The sequence below is a fragment of the Hymenobacter psoromatis genome (assembly GCA_001596155.1).
GTDB lineage: Bacteria > Bacteroidota > Bacteroidia > Cytophagales > Hymenobacteraceae > Hymenobacter.
On sequence record CP014771.1, the window covers coordinates 3,448,052 to 3,468,626 of the forward strand.

A 20,575-nucleotide genomic window follows, 5' to 3' on the forward strand; every position below is an offset into this window, starting at 1 on the left:
CGGCAAAAGCAGCGAGGCGGGGGTCATCGGCCATCGGGCAAGGCGGCGATGCACTCGATTTCGACCAGCGCATCTAGGGGCAGGCGCGATACTTCTACGGTGCTGCGGGCGGGCTGGTGCGCGCCAAAAACCTCGGCATACACCGCGTTCATGCGCCCAAAATCGGCGAAGTTTTTTAGAAAAACGGTGGTTTTTACGACGTCGGCCAGGGTGAGCTGGCGGGCCGCGAGCACCGTGCGCAGGTTGTGGAGCGCCTGCCGCGTTTGCGCTTCGATAGTGGTGGCCTCAATGCGCATGGTGGCCGGCACAAGGGGCGTCTGGCCAGAGCAGAAGACGAGGCCGCCCGCCACAATAGCCTGGCTATAAGGACCAACTGCCTGTGGGGCCTCGGGGTGATGTACGATTTCCATAACGACCACAAAGGTAGCGGCGGCCGGCCGGGCAGCCGAATTGGCCGCTGCTTTGTTCGTAATTTTAAGCCCGTCAAAATCTTATCTCCCCCCCCCCCACCCGATGCTAGCCCCTACCCCCACCTCGCACGCCGAAGAGCTGATGCAGCTCGAAGACCAGTACGGAGCCCACAACTACCACCCGCTGCCCGTGGTGCTGAGCCGGGGCCAGGGCGTGCACCTGTGGGACGTGGCCGGCCGGCAGTATTTCGACTTTCTCTCGGCCTATTCGGCGGTGAATCAGGGCCATTGCCACCCGCGCATTATCGGGGCACTCACTGAGCAGGCGCAGCGGCTGACGCTCACTTCGCGGGCGTTTTTCAACGACCGGCTGGGCGCGGCCGAGCAGCAGCTGTGCGAGCTATTTGGCTACGACAAGGCGCTGCTGATGAACTCGGGCGCTGAGGCCGTGGAAACGGCCCTCAAGCTGGCCCGCAAGTGGGGCTACGAGGAGAAGGGCATTGCGCCGAATAGGGCGCGCATCGTGGTGGCCGAGCACAATTTTCACGGCCGCACCACGGGCATTATCTCCTTCAGCACCGACCCCGACAGCACCGGTGGCTTCGGACCCTACGCGCCGGGCTACCAGGTGGTGCCCTACGACGATGCCGAGGCCCTGGCCGAAGCCCTGGCCGACCCGCACGTGTGCGGCTTCCTCATCGAGCCCATCCAGGGCGAGGCGGGCGTGGTGGTGCCCCGCGAAGGCTACCTGACGCGGGCCGCCGAGCTGTGCCGGGCGCACAACGTGCTGCTCATTACCGATGAGATTCAGACCGGACTGGGCCGCACTGGCAAGCTGCTGGCCACTGATTACGAAGAAGTTCGGGGTGATATTCTTATTCTGGGCAAGGCGCTGAGCGGCGGCGTGCTGCCCGTGTCGGCGGTGCTGGCCGATGATGCCATTATGCTCACCATCAAGCCCGGCCAGCACGGCTCCACGTTTGGCGGCAACCCGCTGGCCTGCGCCGTGATGCAGGCCGCGCTGGATGTGCTGCTGGAGGAAAAGCTGGCCGAAAACGCCTTCCTCCTGGGCGAGATTTTCCGCGACCGGATGCGCCAGGTGCAGGCCCGCCGCCCTGAGGTAGTGGCGCTGGTGCGCGGCCGCGGCCTGCTCAACGCGGTGGTTATCAAGCCCGCCGCCGACGGCCGCACCGCCTGGGACGTGTGCGTGAGCCTGATGGAACACGGCCTGCTCGCCAAGCCCACCCACGGCGACATCATCCGCTTTGCCCCGCCGCTGGTCATCACTGAAGAGCAGCTGCACGCGGCCTGTGATGTCATTGAGCAGGTGATTATGGCCTTTTAAGCGCAAGGTTTCGCAAGGGTAAAAGAGGTTGCGCGAAGTGTACCGAACCGCTACTACAGGCAGACAGCTAAGGCAGGACTTCGGCGCGCGAGGGGGGTAGGGAGTGGGGTGGGCGGCCACCAATTAGCGGAAACTACGGAATATCCGTACAGTCCACCTTAGGCTTCCTATCTGGCTTTTCTCTATGCACTTTGCTACGCGCTTTCGCTTGTTTTTTCTTGGTTTGCTGCCGCTGCTGGCTGGCTTTATGGCTAGCAGCTGCCAGAGCAGCCGGGCCGGCTTCTCCTTTCAGCCCGCGCCTTACCAAGCTGCTACGGCTGTAACGCCTGGGGTAGGTGCCACGCTGGTTGGCCCGGCGGCTCCGGCCGCAGCGCCGGAAATCGTTGTGGTCGGCCAAGCCCCTACCCCCCGCCCCGGCACCCAACGCCTGGCGCGGCTGGCGGCGGGGCTCCCGCGCCGGGCCGCCGCCCCAGCCGACCCGACTGTGGCCACGACAACGATGCTGCCGCAGCAGGCGCAACAGGCGCGCCACTTACCCCGCCTGTTGCGGCAGCGCGCCACCCACGGCGCGGCCGAAAATGGACTGGGCCGCGTGGCGCTGTTCTTTATTGGCGTGGCGCTGGCCGTGGTGGCCGGGCTGGCGGCGCTGTTTGCCCTCATTCCGGGTGTGAGCTTTTGGGGGGGGTAGGGCTGGCCGCGGCCGCGCTGGTCGTGCTCTTTCTGCTGTATAGCCTGGCAAGCGGCGGCAAGAAGAAAAAAGCCTGAGTGCAGGGTAAGCTTTGGCTTGCCGGGCGGGGGTAGGGCACTATACGCGGCAAGCTAAAGCTTACCCTACACGCACTTTTTGCGGGCGGCGAGGCGCACAAATGGCGCGGCCGGCTGTTCTTTGGGCTATGATTCCAACTCACCGCCCCCGCCGCAACCGTAAGTCGCAGGTAATCCGCGATATGGTGCAGGAAACGCGCCTCACCGCCCACGATTTTATCTGCCCGGTTTTTATTATTGAAGGCCAGAACCAGCGCCTCGAAGTGAAGTCAATGCCTGGCGTGTTCCGCTACTCGGCCGACCGCATTATCGACGAAATCGGCGCGGCCGTGGAATTGGGTATCAGTGCCTTCGCCCCATTTCCGGGGCTGAATGACGCGCTGAAAGACCCGCTGGCCCGCGAATCGACCAATATGGATGGCCTTTACCTGAAAACGGTGGCCGACATCAAGCGCCAGTTTTCCGACGTGGTCATTATGACTGACGTAGCAATGGACCCGTATTCTTCGGACGGCCACGACGGGGTAGTAAACCAGGAAACCGGCGAAATTCTCAACGATGCCTCGCTCGAAATACTGGGCCAGATGGCCTTGGCCCAGGCCCGCGCCGGGGCCGATATTATCGGGCCGAGCGACATGATGGATGGCCGCGTAGCCTGGATTCGGGATGTGCTCGACCGCAACGCGTTCTCGCACGTCAGCATCATGAGCTACACGGCCAAGTACGCGTCGGCCTTCTACGGCCCGTTCCGTGACGCTCTGGATTCGGCCCCTAAAAGAGGCGACAAGAAAAGCTACCAGATGAACCCCGCCAACCGCCTCGAAGCCCTGCGCGAACTGCAGCTCGATGAGGCCGAAGGCGCTGACATGGTGATGGTTAAGCCCGCGCTGAGCTACCTCGACATCATTCGGGAAGTCAAAAACAACACCAACCTGCCCGTGACGGCCTACAACGTGAGCGGCGAGTACGCAATGGTGAAAGCCGCCGCCCAAAACGGTTGGGTCGATGGCGAAAAAACCATGATGGAGGTGCTGCTGAGCATCAAGCGCGCCGGTGCCGACGCCATCCTGACCTATTTCGCCAAAGACGCGGCGGCGGTGTTGCGGCGGGACTTTTAGCGGTATCTTAGACGTATGAAAATATACACGTTGGAAGTACTGGAAACAGTTAATGAAGGCCTGGTGGCTGATATTCTGGCGGCTTTGCAAAAGCAGCACCTTATTGAGGTTATCGAAAGTCCGACGGTTGGCAATCCAGCGCTGCTTGGGGCCGCCGACATTGAGCAGGATATTCTGCTTGCTCGTCAGCAACCCGGTATTTCATTGGGTGAAGCACGGGCTCGCTTCAAGGTATGAGCGTGGCTGCGCTAACGCTGGTTGTTACTGCCAAATTTATGGACCGGGTAGCCGACACCGAGCAATATATTGGCCGGAGCAATGCTGCCCGCGGGCGGAATTTTGTGGCGGCGCTGTTCGATTTTTTGTACGATACCGTCCAGCCATTTCCGCTGGCATTTCCGGCCTATGTGTTGCCACAATACCCGAAACTGTCGTTGCGCCGGGCGGTTTTTCGGCGGCACTACAACATCGTGTATGAGGTAACGGCCAGCGAAATCAAGTGCCTGGCATTTTTTGCTGCCGCCCAAGATGCCGGCCGACTGAATATATGACGCATGACCTGACTATTCGCTGCGCCACGGCGGCCGACCTGCCGGCCGTCTGGGCGCTGGTGCGCGCCGTGGTGCCACTGATGAATGCCAGCGGCAACTACCAGTGGACCAGCGAGTACCCGAACGAAGAAATTTTCCGCCAGGACATCGAAAAGCAGCACCTCTGGGTGGCCGAGCGCCTGGGCGAAATCGAGGGGGTAGCCGCCCTGACTCAGGACCAGGACCCCGAATACGCCGATGCCGATTGGGATGCCGCCGCGCCGGCCCTCGTGACGCACCGCCTCGCCGTGGCCCCCGCCGCCCAGGGCCGGGGCGTGGCCGCCGCCCTGCTGCGCCAAGCCGAGCACGAAGCCGTGGTGCAGGGCCTGCGCACGTTGCGCGTGGATACCAACTCGGAGAACGCGGCCACCCAGCGGCTGTTTCCGAGGCTGGGCTACCGCTTTGCGGGCGAAATAAAGCTGGCGTTTCGGCCGGGGCTGCGGTTCTTTTGCTACGAGAAACAATTGGGGTAATACCGCTACCCAACAAGCCATGCGCGAATTTGGAAACTGCTCTACGGCCCAAAAACGGCCAGCTTGCTGAGCACGTCCCACAGCACTACCCCCGCCGCCACGCTCACGTTGAGCGAGTGCTTGGTGCCGAGCTGCGGAATCTCGACCGCCGCCTCGCAGAGCGTCAGCACGTCGTCATCCACGCCAAATACTTCATTGCCAAGCACCAGGGCCAGCGGCCGGCCCGACGCGGGCCGAAACTGCGGCAGCGGTATCGAGCCCGTGGTTTGCTCCACGGCCACCAGCTGGTAGCCCGCCGCTTTTAGTTCGGCCGCTGCGGCCAAGGTGGTGGCTACGTGCGCCCAGGCCACCGATTCGGTGCTGCCGAGGGCCGTTTTGGTGATTTCGCGGTGTGGCGGCTGGCCCGTGACGCCGCAGAGGTAAATCTTTTCGAGCGCAAAGGCGTCGGCGGTCCGAAACACGGCCCCCACGTTGTGCAGCGAGCGCACATTGTCGAGCACCAGCACCACCGGACTTTTGGGAGTAGCTTTGAAATCGGCCACCGGCAAGCGGTTTAGCTCCGGCATCGTGAGTTTGCGCATGAATGTAGGGGTAGCTTTAGCTTGCCGCCCGCTGAGGGGGGTAGGGATGCCCGGAACGCAATGCGCCGGCCGGGGCGTTTGGAGTTGACTTTATTTAATTATCCGGCAAGCTAAAGCTTACCCTACACTCTTGACTTCCGAACCCAAAAAGCAGTTCGCCATCAAAGCCCTGGGACCCGACCACATCGCGCCAGTTCCGGCCTACGACACGCCGCTGATGAAGCAGTATTACCAGCTCAAGCAGCAGCACCCCGGCGCGGTATTGCTGTTTCGGGTGGGCGATTTCTACGAAACATTCGGCGAAGATGCCGTGACGGCGGCGCGCATCCTCGACATCACGCTCACCAAGCGCGGGGCGGGCACCGTGAGCGAGGTGGCGCTGGCCGGCTTTCCGCACCACGCCCTCGACACGTACTTGCCCAAGCTGGTGCGCGCCGGCCAGCGCGTGGCCATCTGCGACCAGCTCGAAGACCCAAAGCAAGCCAAAGGCTTGGTGAAGAGAGGGATAACCGAGCTGGTGACGCCCGGCGTGAGCATGCACGACAACACCCTGGAGCGCCGCCAGAACAACTACCTCGCCGCCGTGCACTTCGGCAAAACGGAAGCCGGCATCTCGTTTCTCGACATCAGCACCGGCGAGTTTCTGGCCGCGCAGGGCACGCTCGACTATCTGGGCAAGCTGCTGCAAAACTTCCGGCCCGCCGAGGTGCTGTTCTGCAAGCGCAACCGGGCCGAGTTTGAGGGCGAGTTTGGCCCCGATTTCTGCACTTACGCCCTAGACGAGTGGGTTTTTGGGGCCGACTACGCCCACGACACCCTCACGCGGCACTTCCGCACCACCTCGCTCAAGGGTTTTGGGGTCGATAATCTGAAGGAAGGCGTGATTGCGGCCGGCTGCATCCTGCATTACCTGGCCGAAACCAAACACTCGAATATTCAGCACGTTGCCAGCATCGGCCGGCTCGAAGAAGACAAGTACGTGTGGCTCGACCGCTTCACGGTGCGCAACCTGGAGCTGGTGCAGGCCCAGCACCCCGGCGGCGTGCCGCTGATTGACATCCTGGACCAGACCCTGACGCCGATGGGCGCGCGCCTGCTACGCAAATGGGTGGTGCTGCCCCTCAAGGAAGTGAGCCAGATTCAGCGCCGCCTCGACACCGTGGCCGCCCTCGTGGCCGACCCCGAGCTGCTGGAAGAGGTGCAGAGCCACCTGCGCGCCATCAATGATTTAGAGCGACTTATCTCCAAAGTGGCAGTGCGCCGCGTGAACCCGCGCGAGCTCTTGCAGCTGGCGCGGGCGCTGGAAAGCATTGCGCCGCTGCGCGAAAAGCTGGCCGCTTCGGGCGTGCGTGCCCTCGAAAAGCTGGCCGACCAACTCAACCCCTGCACCACGCTGCGCACCGAGATTCAGGCCAAAATCCGGCCCGACGCGCCGCTGCTCACCAACCAGGGCCACGTCATTCAGGATGGCATTGATGCCGAGCTGGACGAGCTGCGCGGCCTGGCATTTTCGGGCAAGGATTTCCTGCTCAAGATGCAGCAGCGCGAGCAGGCCGCCACCGGCATTTCTTCGTTGAAAGTGGCTTATAACAAGGTGTTTGGCTATTATCTCGAAGTCAGCAACGCCCACAAAAACAAGGTGCCGCCCCAGTGGATTCGCAAGCAGACGCTGGTGAATGCTGAGCGCTACGTGACGGAGGAGCTGAAGACCTACGAGGAGAAAATTCTCAACGCCGAGGAGCAATTATTTGTCATCGAAAGCCGCATTTACCAAGAGGTGATGCTGGCGGCGCTCGACTTCGTGAGCCAGGTGCAGCAAAACGCCCGTGCCATTGGCGTGCTCGACTGCCTGGGCTCGTTTGCGGCCACGGCGCGGCAGCATCGCTACGTGCGGCCCATCGTGAACGACGGCCCTACCCTCGACATCAAGGGCGGGCGCCACCCGGTGATTGAGCGCCAGCTGCCGCCCGGCGAAAGCTATATCCCCAACGACCTGTGCCTGAGCCAGGACGACCAGCAAATTGTGGTGATAACCGGCCCCAACATGGCCGGCAAGTCGGCCCTGCTGCGCCAAACGGCGCTGATAGTTTTGCTGGCGCAAATCGGCTCGTTCGTGCCAGCCGAGGCGGCCACCATCGGCATTATCGACAAGATTTTTACCCGCGTGGGGGCTTCGGATAATCTCAGCAAGGGCGAAAGCACCTTCATGGTGGAGATGACCGAAACGGCCTCCATCCTGAATAATCTTTCGGAACGCAGCCTGGTTTTGATGGATGAAATCGGGCGCGGCACCAGCACCTACGACGGCATCAGCATTGCCTGGGCCATTGTGGAGCATCTGCATAACAACCCCAAAGCCAGGGCTAAGACGCTGTTTGCCACCCACTACCACGAGTTGAATCAGCTCGCCGACGACTGCCCCCGCGTGCGCAACTACCACGTGGCCGTGCAGGAGGCCGACGGCCGGGTGCTATTCCTGCGCAAGCTGCGCCCCGGCGGCTCCGAGCACAGCTTCGGCATCCACGTGGCGCGCATGGCCGGCATGCCGCCCGCCGTGGTGCGGCGGGCCAACGAAATCATGCACCACCTGGAGCAGGAGCGCGCCAGCGCCGGCCTGGTGGATGCGGATGTGCTTACCCCCACCGAATTTGACGACGTGCTCGCCGGCCTCGATGCGGCCAACCAACAACCAGAAACCAGGCACCAGGAACCAGGAACGCCCAAGCCCCGCGCCACCACGGCCGTGGCCACCGCGCCCAAGATTCAGCTCAGCATGTTTGAGCCCAGCGACCCGGCGTTGGAGCGCCTGCGCGAGCTGCTGGCCGGGCTGGATATCAATACGCTCACGCCTATCGAGGCGCTGCTGAAGTTGCAGGAGCTTAAAGGGCTGGCGGGGGGGTAGGGCGGCGTGAAATTACGCTAAGTCAGCGCCAGCAGAGTGGTTTCCACCACGTTGCGCAGCATTTGGGGGTCGGAGTTGGCCTGGGCCATTACCCGCATCCCGTTCAGGACGCTGATGAGCAGCTGGGCCTGGGCGGGGGGGGTAGCCGCATGGCTGGTTTCGCCGCGGGCCTGGCCCTGAGTGAGGATTTCCGTCAGCAGCGTTTCCAGAAACTGCTGGTTCTGGCTCACCAGGGCGGCGGTGTCGGCATCGTGGGGCAGGCGCTCGGTGGTGGCGTTCACCAGAAAACAGCCGCGGGGCGCGGCGGCCGGGTCGTCGGGGGGGAGCAGCAGCTCCAGCACCTGCCGGATGCGCGCTGGGGCGCGCAGGCCGGCGCTGGCCGCCGCCAGAGCCAGCAGGCGCTGCTGGCTCTGCTGCTGGTAGTGGTCCAGGGCCCGCACGTACAGCTGGTGCTTGTCGCCAAACGCGGCGTAGAGGCTGAACCGGTTGATGCCCATGCGCTCGACCAGTTCCTGCATGGACGTGGCGGCGTAGCCCCGGAGCCAGAACGTATCGAGAGCCTTTTGCAGCGCGGCTTCTTCGTCAAAGGCTTTCGGACGAGCCATAAGCGGGGGGTAGGGAATAAAAAAGAAAGGGGCCGGCAGCAACCGCGCGGCGGCTGTTCCCGAAACGGCTCGCGGGGGCAAGTCGTTCGGGAAGGGCTACCGCGCGGCCACTACCGGCCCCGCTACCTCAATTTTGGCTTAGAGCCGGCCCACGCCGCCGCCGGCAATTAACTCTTCGCCGAGCACGAATGACGAGTCGTCGGAGGCGAAGAATGTCGCGACTTTGGCGATTTCCTCCGGCTGGCCCAGGCGCTTCAGCGGCACCGAATTGGCAAACGAATCAATGGCTTCGGGCGGCAGCCCAATCTTGCCGAAAATGGGCGTATCAATCGGGCCGGGGCTAATGGCATTGACCCGGATGCGGCGCTCCAGCAGGTCGGCCGAAAGCGTGCGGGCCAGCGACACCACGGCGGCCTTGGTGGCCGAGTAAACCGACGCACTGGCTAGGCCGCTGCTGGCGGCGGTCGAGGAAGTCAGAATAATCGAGCCGCCGTCGTTGAGCAGCGGCAGCAGTGCCTGAATGGTGAAATAGAGGCCCTTCACGTTGATATTGAACTGCTGGTCGAATTGGGCCTCATCTACCTGCCCAATGGGCATGAAAACCCCCACCCCGGCATTCACGAACAGCACGTCGATGCGCGGGTGCAGGGCGCGCACCTGGTCGGCAAGCCGGCGCACGTCGGCCATCTGGCCGGCGTCCGACACGACGCCGCGGGCCTGGTCGCCCAGGGCAGCAACGGCTGCCTGCACGGCGGCTTCGTTGCGGCCGGTGATGACGACCTGCGCGCCCTCGGCGATAAACTCCTGGGCCGTGGCGTAGCCAATGCCACTGTTGGCGCCGGTAACCACGGCCACTTTATTATGCAAACGATTCATAAACAAGGCTTTTAATAATAACTGAACGACCGTTCAGTTTCTTTAGTCATCAAAAGCATCCATCCTGAATGATTGTTCAGAAAAAAGCGCGAAAAGTAATTTTAGGCAGCCGGCAATCAATGACCACTCTCGCCCGGCCAGTCTGGCGGCGGGGTAGGGCCGCACGAACCACCCGCTGGCAGTTGGTGTTGGTAAGGAATCCGATGGCGGTGCGTCTGGCGTATAAAAACCCATCAGACCCATTCTTTTGCAACTCATGACCAAGATTTTGTCGGCCGTTTCCGGCCTTGGCCTGCTGGCTCTCGCGGCCTGCGGCCCGCAGCAGCCTGCCCAGGCGCAGGCCCAGACCCCCGGCGCGGGCGGCGCGGCTCCTTCCACGGCGGGCTTCGCGCCCAAAGACCTCAGCGGCCTGGCGCAGGCCACTTTTGCGGGCGGCTGCTTTTGGGCGCAGGAAGAGGCGTTTGAGGAGATAAAGGGCGTGAAGCAGGTGGTGAGCGGCTACGCCGGCGGCACCGTGCCGCACCCCAGCTACGAGGACGTGTGCGGCCAGCAAACCGGCCACACCGAAACGGTGAACATCTACTACGACCCCAAGGTGGTGAGCTATAAAACGCTGGCTGACATCTTTTTCACCGCCAGCCACGACCCCACGCAGCTCAACCGCCAGGGTCCCGATTCCGGCCCCGAATACCGCTCGGCCGCCTTCTACCGCACGCCGGAGGAGAAGAAAATTCTGGACGAAACCATTGCTAAAGTCAATGCTTCGAAGGAGTACGACGGCAAAATTGTGACTCAGGTGGCACCGCTCAAAGAGTTCTGGCCCGCCGAGGCCTATCACCAGGGCTACTACCGCCTCAACCCCGATAGCCCCTACATTATTAACGTGTCGGAGCACAAGGTGGCCCACGTGCGCAAGCTGTTTCCGCAGGATTTGAAGACCAACCTGCCGGCTATGTAGGCCGGTCCCTACCCCCCCGCTTTTGACTGAAGCCCCGCCGGCCCCGCGCCGGCGGGGCTTTTTTGGCGGCCGGCAGCCGGAGTGCGGGGCGGCGGCGTATTTTCGTCCCCCCGAAAAAAACGCAACGGCCCGCCTACCCCCCATGCTTTCCTCCAAGCTGCCCGATGTGGGCGTGAGTATTTTCAGCCAGATGACGCTGCTGGCCCAGCAAACGGGTGCGCTCAACCTGGCCCAGGGCTTCCCGGACTACGACCCGCCGCTGGCCCTGCGCGAGGCGCTGGCCCGGCACGCGCTGGCGGCCGGCAGCCACCAATATGCGCCCATGCCGGGCTTGCCGCGCCTGCGCCAGGCCATCGCGGCGCAGGTGGGCCGCTTGCAGCCCGATGCGCCTACCCCCGATGCGGACCTGGAAGTGACCATCACGGCCGGGGCTACGGAGGCGCTGTATGGCGTGCTGGCGGCCGTGGTGCGGCCCGGCGATGAGGTCATCATTCTGGAGCCGGCTTATGATTTATACGGGCCGGCCGTGCGGCTGCAGGGCGGCGTGCCGCGCTACGTGCGCCTCCCTACCCCCCACTTCCGGCCCGACTGGGCGGCGGTGCGGGCGGCCGTGAGCGCGCGCACCCGGCTCATCCTCGTCAACTCGCCGCACAACCCCAGCGGGGCGGTGTTCAGCGCGGCCGACTGGGATGAGCTGGCGGCCCTCACGGAGGGCACCGACATCCTGGTCCTATCCGATGAAGTGTATGAGCACCTGGTGTTTGACGGCGTGCCGCCGCGGAGCGCGCGCCAGCACCCGGCGCTGCGGGCGCGCAGCTTCGTGCTCTCGTCGTTTGGCAAAACCTACCACGCCACTGGCTGGAAGGTGGGCTACTGCCTGGCCCCGCCGGCCCTCAGCGCCGAGTTGCGCCGGGTGCATCAGTTCGTGACTTTTGCCGTGAGCACGCCTACCCAGCACGCGCTGGCCGACGTGCTCGAAGCCGACCCCACCGATGCCCACGCCCGCGGGCTGGCCGCCTTTTACCAGGCCAAGCGCGACGAGTTCGCGGGCCTGTTGGCGGGCACTGATTGGGAGTTGCTGCCGGTGCCGGGCGGCTACTTTCAGCTGGCTGGCTACGTGGCATTTTCGCAGAAAAATGACCTGGCTTTTGCCGGGGAGCTGGCCCGCCGGTGGGGGGTAGCGGTGGTGCCGGTATCAGCGTTTTACCACGATGGCTACGATGCGGGGCTGGTGCGCTTTTGCTTCGCCAAGGAGTCGGCTACGCTGCGGGCGGCGGCTGGGCGGCTGGCGCAGCCGCCCCCGAAATCAGCCTGAAAAGTAGTGGAGCCGTTTAGAAAGTCGGCAGCCCGTCATTCCGAGCTTGCCGAGGAATCTCGCTCGCATCGTAAAACGACGCCCGAACGATTGCGGGCGAGATTCCTCGGCAAGCTCGGAATGACGTTCTACCGACTTTTCTATTGCGCGAACAGCTTCAACATTACGTATTTATAGTATATATATTTAATATATAACCTGTTTATCCTTTAGAAAGCTTGTGATGAATGACTTAACGGTGTCCTTGGTGCAAACTCCTATTCAGTGGCACGACCCGGTTGGCAACCGCGACCTGCTCACCGACCTGCTGGCCTCGGCCCTGAATGGCCCCGGCCTGACGGACCTGATTGTGCTGCCCGAGATGTTTACGACCGGCTTTAGCATGGAAGCCGCTGCCCAGGCCGAGCCTTACCCCGGCCCTACCCTCGACTGGATGCGCTCCCAGGCTGCCTACTACGACGCCGTGGTGACGGGCAGCGTGCTCACCAAAGCCGGCGACAGCTACTATAACCGCCTGCTGTGGGTGCGGCCCGACGGCACGCACAGCAGCTACGACAAGCGCCACCTGTTTCGGCTGGCCGGCGAGCACGAGGTGTACACGCCCGGCACCTGCCTGCTGCTGGAAGAGTGGCGCGGCTGGCGCATCCGGCCGCTCATCTGCTACGATTTGCGCTTCCCGGTCTGGAGCCGCAACACCCGCGCCGCGCCCTACGACCTGCTGCTGTACGTGGCCAGCTGGCCCCAGGCCCGCACCGAAATCTGGAAGGCCCTGCTGCAGGCGCGCGCCATTGAAAATCAGGCCTATACGGTCGGCGTCAACCGCCTGGGCAGCGATGGGCTGGGCGTGAGCTACGAGGGGCAGTCGGCGCTGCTCGACATGCAGGGCGACTACGTGGCGCAGGCCGGCAACCTGCAAACGGTGCTCACGCACACGCTGCGCGCCGCGCCGCTGCTCCAGCTGCGCGAGCGGATGCCCTTCCTGCTCGACGCCGACGAATTCGCGCTTTCGGGCGGCTAGCCGGCCCCGCCTACCCCCGGCTATCGACCCCAAAGCGGGGCGCTACGTAGCCGGGGGGCAGGTACTGGGGCGGAATAGCGGTCTGGTTGCCGTCGCGGGCGGCGTGGTAGTGCGGCGACATAATCTCGACGCCCGCCGCGTTGAACTGGTCCTGAATGAGCTGGTGCATGCGCGAGTAGATGGCGGCCTGCCGGCTGGCCTCGCGGGTGTAGGCATTGAGCTGGTAGGAGACGTAGAAGTCGTCGAGGCTGGTTTGCAGCACGAAGGGCTTGGGCTCGGCCAGCACGCCTTCGGCCTGGGCGGCAGCGGCCAGCAGCAGCTGATGCACCTGCGGCCAGGGCACGTCGTAGCCGATGGTGACGGTGGTGTGCAGAATTAAACCAAGGGTAGGGGCCGCGTTGCTGTAATTGACGGTGTAGCTGCTCATTATGGAGGAATTCGGAATCGTAATTTCCTCGTTTTTGATGGTGCGGATGCGGGTCACGAGCAGGTTTTTCTCGATAATGTCGCCCGTCACGTCGCCGATTTTTACGCGGTCGCCCAGCTTGTACGAGCGCATGTAGGTGAGCACCAGGCCGGCCACGATATTCGACAAAGAGCCCGCCGACCCAAACGTGAACAAGAAGCCCAGAAACACCGACACGCCCTTGAAAATGGGCGATTCGGAGCCCGGCAAATACGGGAAAATGACCACCAGCAGAAACGCGAACACCAGTATCCGCGCTATCTGATAGGTCGGGTTGGCCCAGTCGGGGTAGAAGCCGTTGAGGGTGAGGTGGCCCTGCCGGATTTCCTCCTTGAGAAAGTACATGCCGCGCAGCACGTAGCGGAACACCGTGACAATGACCACGATAGTTATCAGGCTGGGCAGGTAGTGCCACAGGGCCAGCAGCATCTGGCGCAGCGGCGTGATGACGTAGCCGAGCAGCGTATCGGCCATGCCCTGGGTGCCGGGGAAGATGCTGAACAGCAGCGGCAGCACCAGCGAGATGATGAGAAAGATGGTGACCCAGCGCAGCACGTTTAGTAGCAGCAGGGCGGCGTCGAGGCCGCGGCGGGGCGTCAGCAGCTCGTAGTTGCCCAGCTTCACGCCCCGAAACCAGGTTTGCTCCTTGCCGGTGAAGCGCCGGCTCAGCCAGCCAAACAGCTGATTGACAAAGCGTATTACGAAGTAGAAGGCCACCAGCACCAGCAGCACCAGCCCGGCTTCCTTGAGAATATTATAGAAGCCGTGCGCCTGCTTATACTGAGCCACGGCCGCCACGATGCGCCGCCGGTACTGCCGGGCCAGCGAGTCGCGGGGCACGTTCATCCACAGCGCGTCGTTGTCCGAAATGCTCTGGAGCACCGTGGCGCCGTACATAATATCCACGGTTTGCTCCGAAGGATAGACGCGCAGCGAGTCGGGCGCGAACAGCACATCGTCTTCCAGCCGCTTTATCTTATCGGCGGTGAGGTTGGCGCGCTCGCGGGGCAAAAACGGCCCCAGCTTGGTATAAACGTAGAACAGCGTGTCGCCGTGGGGGCTCACGGGGTAGCCGCGGGCGTGCACCTTGAGCGAGTCGATGTGGCGGCGGGCGTGGGCCAGGCGCAGCGAGTCGGCGGCGCGCAGGGCGGCCAGCTCCTGCTCCAGCTGGCGGCGGCGCGGGTGGTCCTGGTCCTGGTCGCGCAGCGTCAGCAGCTCCTGTTGCAATTGGGCCAGGCGGTCGGTGTTGCGCAGGCGCAGCGAGTCGAGCCGGCGCAGGTAGCGCGTGTCGGTGGTCAGGCTTTGGGTGCGGGCCGAGTCGTGGGGGGGAGTAGGGGCCGCGGCGGGCGGTAGCGCCGGCGTTTGGGCGGCGGCCGGCCCCGCAGTGGCTAGCAAGCTGAAAATCAGCAGCCAACTACGACAAAAATCGATGCGCATTCGTAGCAGAAAAGCGGTTCAAGTAGTTGAAGCTGTTTAGGAAGTCGGCCTTGCGGCGGGCTGCCGGCTTTTTTTGCCGGCTGTCCGCTCGTCGTGTGCGCCATTCGTTCTTTCAGCGAGCGGACAGCCGGCAAAAAAAAGCCAGCAGCCCGCCGCGAATGCTGCATACCTGCACTTCCTAAACAGCTTCGTTAAGACAAAAGTAGTAACTGATATTACGCAACATGCGCGCAATGACAACCGTCTTTTGCGTAAGTCGTAAGAGCGTAGGTTTTAGATGCTACTCGTGCTTTCCACCTGGCCAGCAAAATACTGGCGCTCGGCGCTGCTGCTCGTTTTCGGCTTGATTTACAGCCTGATTTCGCTGGTCAATCAGTGGAACTTCCGCACGGCGGCCCTCGACCTGGGCTTCACGGCGCAGGCCGTGGCCGATTTTGCCCACCTGCGGGCTCCGCGCGTGACGCTGCTGCTCGATGCCCCGCCCACCAGCTTCCTGGCCAACCACTTCAGCCTCACGCCCGCGCTGGCCGCGCCGCTCTACTACCTGGTGGGTGGGGCCTGGGCGCTGCTGCTGCTGCAAATTGGGGCGGTGCTACTGGGGCTGCTGGGCACCTGGCACTACGCCCGCGCCCAGGGGGGTAGCCCCCGCGCCGCCAACTGGGCCCTGGCGCTGCTAGGCTGCCAATGGGGCGTGTATTCCGCGTTTAGCTTTGATTATCACGACAATGTGCTGGGCGCGATGGCCCTGCCCTGGCTGGCGCTGTGGGTGGCGCAGGGCAGGGGGGGTAGGGCGGCGCTGGCTGCGCTGTTCATCCTGGTGAGCAAAGAAAACCTGGCGCTGTGGCTGGTGTGCGTGCTGCTGGGCCTGGCCTGGCAGCACCGGGCGCACCGGGCGCGGGTGGGCTGGCTGGTCCTGGGCGCGGTGGCATCACTGGCTTACTACCAGGTTATTACGCGCTACGTGATGCCGGCTCTTGATACCACGCACCGGCCCTTTACCCAGCTGGTGCGCTATGCCTGGTTGGGGCCGTCGCTGCCGGCGGTGCTGGCCAACGTGCTCACGCACCCGGCGCGGCTGTGGGCGGTGTTGTTTCAAAACACCCTGCCCGATGCCAGCTACGACTACATCAAGCTGGAAACCTGGGGTGCCGTGCTGGTGTCGGGCGGCTGGGCGCTGTGGCGCCGGCCCTGGTACGTGCTCATGCTGCTGCCCATTCTGGCCCAGAAGCTCTTGGCCAACGACTACGGCTTTTGGGGCATTAATGGGCAGTATTCCATCGAGTTCGCGCCCGTGCTCACGCTGGCCGTGGTCGATGCGCTGCGGGGGGGTAGGGCCGCCGGGGCCGGCTTCCGGCGCCGGGCGTGGGTGGCGGCGCTGGCGGGCGCGGCCGTCTTCACGGTGGTCACGCTCTACACCCGCCGCAGCCAGTGGTACGACCGGGCCACCGGCAACTTCCTCATCGGCAGCCACTACCGCAGTCCCTACCCCAACCGCGCTGGCCTATACGCGGCCCTGGCGCGGGTGCCCGCCGGCGTGCCGCTGAGCGCGTCTTCCAGCTTGGTGCCGCACCTGCTCGACCGGCGCGACGTGTTTTTGTTTCCTGTGTTGCGCACGGCCCGGCTGGTGGCCCTGCTGCGCGAGCCCGACGAGCACGCCGCCTGGCCGCTCTCGCAGGCCCAGGCCCGGCAGGCCGTGGCCGCGCTGCGCGCCCGCCCCAGCTATCGCGTGCTCTACGAAGATGCCCAGCTGGTGCTGCTGGCCCGCCCCGCCCCGCCCGCCGATTCGGCCGAAGTGTGGCGGCCCTAGCGCCGGCCCTACCCCCCCAGCCCGAGGCCTTGGTAGAAGTGCGCCAGCAGCAGCGTGGCCCCCACGCTACTCCCGCCGCGCTAAGCCAGCGGCAGCTCCGGCTCGCTGGAAACCAGCGCCACGCCCTCGTACACGGTGGCCAGCGGCAGCTGGCAGTCCAGCGCCTCCAGGTCGAGCACGGCGCTCAGCTCGCGGGTTTCGGTCAGCACCCAGCGGCCGCGCTCGTCCAGTGAGTACAGCTCGGCGTGTACGGCCTGGGAGCTGAGTAGCAGGTAGTGCCGCAGGCTGGGAATTTGCCGATAGAGCATGAATTTCTCGCCCCGGTCCTTGTCCTGGGTAGAAGCCGAAAGTACTTCGGCGATGAATACCGGATTGAGCAGCGATTGCGGCCGACCCTTGTCGGAAAATTCCGGACCACAAGCTACTACTGTATCGGGATATAGGTAGCCAGCTTGGCTTTTGGTTTGTACCCGCTGGTCACCCATGTAGCCTTTGCAGCCGCGGCGGCGCAAGTGCGGCCCTAGTACCTGATTGAAGTTGTAATTAATTTCATTATGCACAGGCTCGGCCCCGGCCATCGCCCGGATTTCGCCGTCGAAATACTCGTGCTTGTACTCCGCCTCGCGCTCCAGGCGCAGGTAGTCGGCGGGCGACACGCGGGCGGGCGCGTCAGATGGGGGTTGGAAAGCGGGCAGTCCCATAAAAGCAGGCGGGCTAAGAGCGAAGAATGCAAGTTATTCAAAAGTACGCCCTACCCCCCAACCCCGTTCAGAGCCTTACCTTTGCGGCTGCCTATCTAGTTTGCTCTCGTGGCCGAACCCGCTGCCGATTTCTACGCCCACCCCACCGCCGTGCTCGACGCGGGCTGCCGCGTGGGGGCCGGCAGCCGCATCTGGCACTTTTGCCACCTGGCGGCGGGCGCGGTGCTGGGCGAAAACTGCTCGCTGGGCCAAAACGTGTTCGTGGCCGACGGCGTGACGCTGGGCCGCAACGTGAAGGTGCAGAACAACGTGAGCCTCTACGAAGGGGTGACGTGCGAAGACGACGTGTTCCTGGGTCCTTCCGTGGTCTTTACCAACGTGCGCAACCCGCGCAGCGCCGTGCCGCGGCGCGGCGAAGGCCACTACCAGCCTACCTACCTGGAGCGCGGCGTCAGCATCGGGGCCAATGCCACGCTGGTGTGCGGGGTGCGCCTGGGGCGCTACGCCTTCGTGGGCGCGGGCAGCGTGGTCACCAAAGACGTGCCGGATTTTGCGCTGGTATATGGCAATCCTGCCCGGCCGCACGGCTGGCTCAGCGCCCACGGCGAGCACCTGCGCTTCGACGCGGCCGGCCGCGCCACCTGCCCCGCCAGCCAGGAAGTGTATCAATTAAGTGCCAATAAAAAATCAGTAGCGGTTATGAATGCTGAAACGAGCGTTGCATAAGTCACTCGTTATCAATTCATAATTCATAATTATCAATTCATAATTAAACGAAGTGTACGACGAACTCCTCCGCAAAGAAGCCAAGCTGGCCGTGATTGGCCTCGGCTACGTGGGCCTGCCCATCGCCCTCGAATTTGCCAAGCAACTCTCGGTTATCGGCTTCGATATCAACGCGGGCCGCGTGGAGATGATGCGCAACCACCAGGACCCCAGCGGCGAGCTGGACAGCGCCGCCTTCGATGGCTGCGACATCGCCTTCACCGACTCGCTCGATGTGCTGCGCGAGGCGCGCTTCTTCATCGTGGCCGTCCCTACCCCCATCGACGAGCACGCCCAGCCCGACCTCAAGCCGCTGCTCAGCGCGTCGATGTCGGTGGGTAAGGTCTTGAAAAAAGGGGATTACGTGGTGTTTGAGAGCACCGTGTATCCCGGCTGCACCGAGGAAGACTGCATCCCGGTGATGGAGAAACAGTCGGGCCTGAGCTTCGCCCACGGCGATTTCAAGGTCGGCTACTCGCCCGAGCGCATCAACCCCGGCGACAAGGAGCACACCCTGCGCCGCATCGTGAAGGTGGTGAGCGGCTGCGACGCCGAAAGCCTCGACACCGTGGCCAAAGTCTATGAGCTGGTGGTGGATGCCGGCGTGCATCGCGCCAGCAGCATCCGGGTGGCCGAGGCCGCCAAGATTATCGAGAACACGCAGCGCGACGTCAACATCGCGCTCATGAACGAGCTGTCGATGATTTTCGACCGCATGAATATCAACACCTACGAGGTGCTGGAAGCGGCCGGCACCAAGTGGAATTTCCTGAAATTCTCGCCCGGCCTGGTGGGCGGCCACTGCATCGGCGTGGACCCGTACTACCTGACTTACAAGGCCAAAGAGCTGGGCTACGACGCGAAAGTCATTCTCTCGGGCCGCACCACCAACGATAACATGGGGGCCTATATCGCCCGCAAAACGGTGCAGATGATGATTAAGCGCGGCAAGGACGTGGCCAAAAGCCGCGTGCTGGTGATGGGCGCTACCTTCAAGGAAAACGTGGAGGACATCCGCAATTCTAAAGTGGCGGACGTGATTCAGGAGCTGAAAAACTTCTCCGTGAACGTGGACATCGTGGACCCGCACGCCAGCTCCGACGAGCTGCACCACGAATACGGCTTCCGCCTCACCGACGCGGACAAGATTCGCGACGACTATGATGCCGTTATCGTGGCCGTGAGCCACAAGCCTTATCTCAACAAAGACGAAGCGTACTTTCAGTCCATCACGGCCAGCAACGCCGTACTGGTCGATATCAAAGGCCTGTACCGCGCCAAGCCGATGGAGGACTTGCACTATTGGAGCTTGTAATCAATGGGTGAGTAAGGAAATGGATGAATAAGCTACCCCTTCGCCCGCGCCCATTCAATTATTCACCCATTCACCCATTGATTATGAAGATTCTCGTTACCGGCGGAGCCGGCTACATTGGCTCCCACACCGTGGTGGAGCTGGTCCAGGCGGGCTACGAGCCCGTGATTGTGGATAATTTCAGCAACTCGGAAACGTCGGTGCTCGACGGGTTGCGGGCCATTTTGGGGCACGATGTGCCTTGCCACCGCATCGACTGCGGCAACGCCGAGGCGCTGCATCAGGTCTTCAAAGCGGAAGGTAACATTCAGGCCGTCATTCACTTCGCGGCTTTCAAGGCGGTGGGCGAGTCGGTGCAGAAGCCGCTGGCGTATTTTGAGAATAATGTGGGCTCGCTGCTGACCTTGCTGGAAGTGATGAAGGACGAGGGGGTAGCAAACCTGGTGTTCTCGTCGTCGTGCACCGTGTATGGCATCCCCGACGCGCTACCCGTGACGGAGGCTACCCCCACCAAGCCGGCCAGCTCGCCCTACGGCCGCACCAAGCAGATGTGCGAGGATATCGTGCACGACGTGTCGGCCGCGGCTGATAATCAGCTGCATACTATTCTGTTGCGCTACTTCAACCCCATCGGGGCGCACGAGTCGGCCAAAATCGGGGAGCTGCCGCTGGGCACGCCCAACAACCTGGTGCCGTTCATCACCCAAACGGCGGCCGGCATCCGCGAGAAGCTCACCATTTTCGGCAACGACTACGACACGCCCGATGGCACCAACGTCCGCGACTACATCCACGTCGTGGATTTGGCCAAAGCGCACATCGCGGCCGTGAAGCGCTTGCTCGACCGCAAAGCCAGCGACGTGGTAGAAACCTTCAACGTGGGCACCGGCCACGGCAACTCGGTGCTCGAAGTCGTGAAAACCTTCGAGGAAGCCAGCGGCCAGAAGCTGAACTACAGCATCGGCCCGCGCCGCCCCGGCGACGTGCCCGCCATCTATGCCGACGCCACCAAGGCCGCCGAGGTGCTGGGCTTCAAAACCACTACTTCCCTGCGCGACTCGCTGGCCAGCGCCTGGAAATGGCAGGTTGCGCTGGACAATAGGTAAATGAGTGAATGGGTGGTTGGGT

At 63.3% G+C, this 20,575-nt stretch carries 20 protein-coding genes; 14 read left to right on the forward strand and 6 right to left on the reverse strand.

Features of this window, described 5'->3' with window-relative positions; genetic code table 11:
• Nucleotides 1-23: 23 nt before the first annotated feature.
• The gene (locus A0257_14675) at nt 24-410 is read right to left on the reverse strand and encodes a deaminase (GenBank protein ID AMR28207.1); all 387 of its coding nucleotides are present in this window, start codon (nt 408-410) and stop codon (nt 24-26) included.
• 103 nt (nt 411-513) lie between these two features.
• Between A0257_14675 and rocD the strand changes: the two genes are divergently transcribed.
• From rocD to A0257_14705, 6 genes are all read left to right on the forward strand, one after another.
• Nucleotides 514-1,755, forward strand: coding sequence for an ornithine--oxo-acid transaminase (gene rocD, locus A0257_14680; GenBank protein ID AMR28208.1), 1,242 nt, complete (start codon nt 514-516; stop codon nt 1,753-1,755).
• A 184-nt stretch (nt 1,756-1,939) separates the two neighbouring features.
• On the forward strand, nt 1,940-2,443 hold the full coding sequence (locus A0257_14685; protein AMR28209.1) for a hypothetical protein: 504 nt from the start codon (nt 1,940-1,942) through the stop codon (nt 2,441-2,443).
• Nucleotides 2,444-2,648: 205 nt separating this feature from the next.
• Nucleotides 2,649-3,638, forward strand: a complete 990-nt coding sequence (locus A0257_14690; protein AMR28210.1) for a delta-aminolevulinic acid dehydratase — start codon at nt 2,649-2,651, stop codon at nt 3,636-3,638.
• Nucleotides 3,639-3,653: 15 nt separating this feature from the next.
• Entirely contained in the window at nt 3,654-3,875 is a 222-nt protein-coding gene (locus tag A0257_14695) for a hypothetical protein (GenBank protein ID AMR28211.1), read from the forward strand.
• Entirely contained in the window at nt 3,872-4,189 is a 318-nt protein-coding gene (locus A0257_14700) for a hypothetical protein (protein AMR28212.1), read from the forward strand. The genes A0257_14695 and A0257_14700 overlap by 4 nt, the downstream gene beginning before the upstream one ends.
• An 8-nt stretch (nt 4,190-4,197) precedes the next feature.
• A complete protein-coding gene (locus tag A0257_14705) occupies nt 4,198-4,701 on the forward strand; it encodes a GCN5 family acetyltransferase (GenBank protein AMR29788.1) in 504 nt (167 codons plus the stop codon).
• Between the two features lie 41 nt (nt 4,702-4,742).
• Here the strand turns inward: A0257_14705 and A0257_14710 are convergent, their stop codons facing one another.
• Nucleotides 4,743-5,282, reverse strand: coding sequence for an RNA methyltransferase (locus A0257_14710; protein AMR28213.1), 540 nt, complete (start codon nt 5,280-5,282; stop codon nt 4,743-4,745).
• A 217-nt stretch (nt 5,283-5,499) separates the two neighbouring features.
• Between A0257_14710 and A0257_14715 the strand changes: the two genes are divergently transcribed.
• Complete coding sequence (locus A0257_14715; GenBank protein ID AMR29789.1) at nt 5,500-8,184, forward strand: DNA mismatch repair protein MutS; 2,685 nt, start codon at nt 5,500-5,502, stop codon at nt 8,182-8,184.
• Between the two features lie 17 nt (nt 8,185-8,201).
• Here the strand turns inward: A0257_14715 and A0257_14720 are convergent, their stop codons facing one another.
• Both A0257_14720 and A0257_14725 read right to left on the reverse strand, forming a co-directional pair.
• Nucleotides 8,202-8,831 carry a hypothetical protein gene (locus tag A0257_14720; GenBank protein AMR28214.1) on the reverse strand — a complete coding sequence of 210 codons (630 nt, stop codon included), beginning with the start codon at nt 8,829-8,831 and terminating at the stop codon, nt 8,202-8,204.
• A gap of 96 nt (nt 8,832-8,927) precedes the next feature.
• Nucleotides 8,928-9,665, reverse strand: coding sequence for a short-chain dehydrogenase (locus A0257_14725; protein AMR28215.1), 738 nt, complete (start codon nt 9,663-9,665; stop codon nt 8,928-8,930).
• Nucleotides 9,666-9,921: 256 nt separating this feature from the next.
• Here A0257_14725 and A0257_14730 point away from each other — a divergent pair, with 256 nt between their 5' ends.
• The 3 genes from A0257_14730 to A0257_14740 all read left to right on the forward strand — a co-directional run bounded on the left by A0257_14730 (nt 9,922) and on the right by A0257_14740 (nt 12,956).
• Nucleotides 9,922-10,623 carry a peptide-methionine (S)-S-oxide reductase gene (locus A0257_14730; protein ID AMR28216.1) on the forward strand — a complete coding sequence of 234 codons (702 nt, stop codon included), beginning with the start codon at nt 9,922-9,924 and terminating at the stop codon, nt 10,621-10,623.
• Nucleotides 10,624-10,765: 142 nt separating this feature from the next.
• Nucleotides 10,766-11,938, forward strand: a complete 1,173-nt coding sequence (locus tag A0257_14735; GenBank protein AMR29790.1) for an aminotransferase — start codon at nt 10,766-10,768, stop codon at nt 11,936-11,938.
• A 223-nt stretch (nt 11,939-12,161) separates the two neighbouring features.
• Nucleotides 12,162-12,956 carry an amidohydrolase gene (locus tag A0257_14740; GenBank protein ID AMR28217.1) on the forward strand — a complete coding sequence of 265 codons (795 nt, stop codon included), beginning with the start codon at nt 12,162-12,164 and terminating at the stop codon, nt 12,954-12,956.
• A 10-nt stretch (nt 12,957-12,966) separates the two neighbouring features.
• Here A0257_14740 and A0257_14745 read toward each other — a convergent pair whose 3' ends face one another.
• Nucleotides 12,967-14,859 (reverse strand): transmembrane ion channel, encoded by a 1,893-nt coding sequence (locus A0257_14745; protein AMR28218.1) that lies wholly within the window; start codon nt 14,857-14,859, stop codon nt 12,967-12,969.
• A 277-nt stretch (nt 14,860-15,136) separates the two neighbouring features.
• Between A0257_14745 and A0257_14750 the strand changes: the two genes are divergently transcribed.
• A complete protein-coding gene (locus A0257_14750) occupies nt 15,137-16,666 on the forward strand; it encodes a hypothetical protein (protein AMR28219.1) in 1,530 nt (509 codons plus the stop codon).
• 80 nt (nt 16,667-16,746) lie between these two features.
• On the opposite strand, the gene A0257_14755 is transcribed toward A0257_14750, so the two are convergent.
• Nucleotides 16,747-17,367 carry a hypothetical protein gene (locus A0257_14755; GenBank protein ID AMR28220.1) on the reverse strand — a complete coding sequence of 207 codons (621 nt, stop codon included), beginning with the start codon at nt 17,365-17,367 and terminating at the stop codon, nt 16,747-16,749.
• A 108-nt stretch (nt 17,368-17,475) separates the two neighbouring features.
• Between A0257_14755 and A0257_14760 the strand changes: the two genes are divergently transcribed.
• The 3 genes from A0257_14760 (at nt 17,476) to A0257_14770 (ending at nt 20,553) form a co-directional block, all read left to right on the forward strand.
• The gene (locus A0257_14760) at nt 17,476-18,093 is read left to right on the forward strand and encodes a hexapeptide transferase (GenBank protein ID AMR28221.1); all 618 of its coding nucleotides are present in this window, start codon (nt 17,476-17,478) and stop codon (nt 18,091-18,093) included.
• Nucleotides 18,094-18,145: 52 nt separating this feature from the next.
• Entirely contained in the window at nt 18,146-19,447 is a 1,302-nt protein-coding gene (locus A0257_14765) for a UDP-N-acetyl-D-galactosamine dehydrogenase (protein AMR28222.1), read from the forward strand.
• 83 nt (nt 19,448-19,530) lie between these two features.
• Nucleotides 19,531-20,553 carry a UDP-glucose 4-epimerase gene (locus A0257_14770; protein ID AMR28223.1) on the forward strand — a complete coding sequence of 341 codons (1,023 nt, stop codon included), beginning with the start codon at nt 19,531-19,533 and terminating at the stop codon, nt 20,551-20,553.
• Nucleotides 20,554-20,575: the final 22 nt, after the last annotated feature.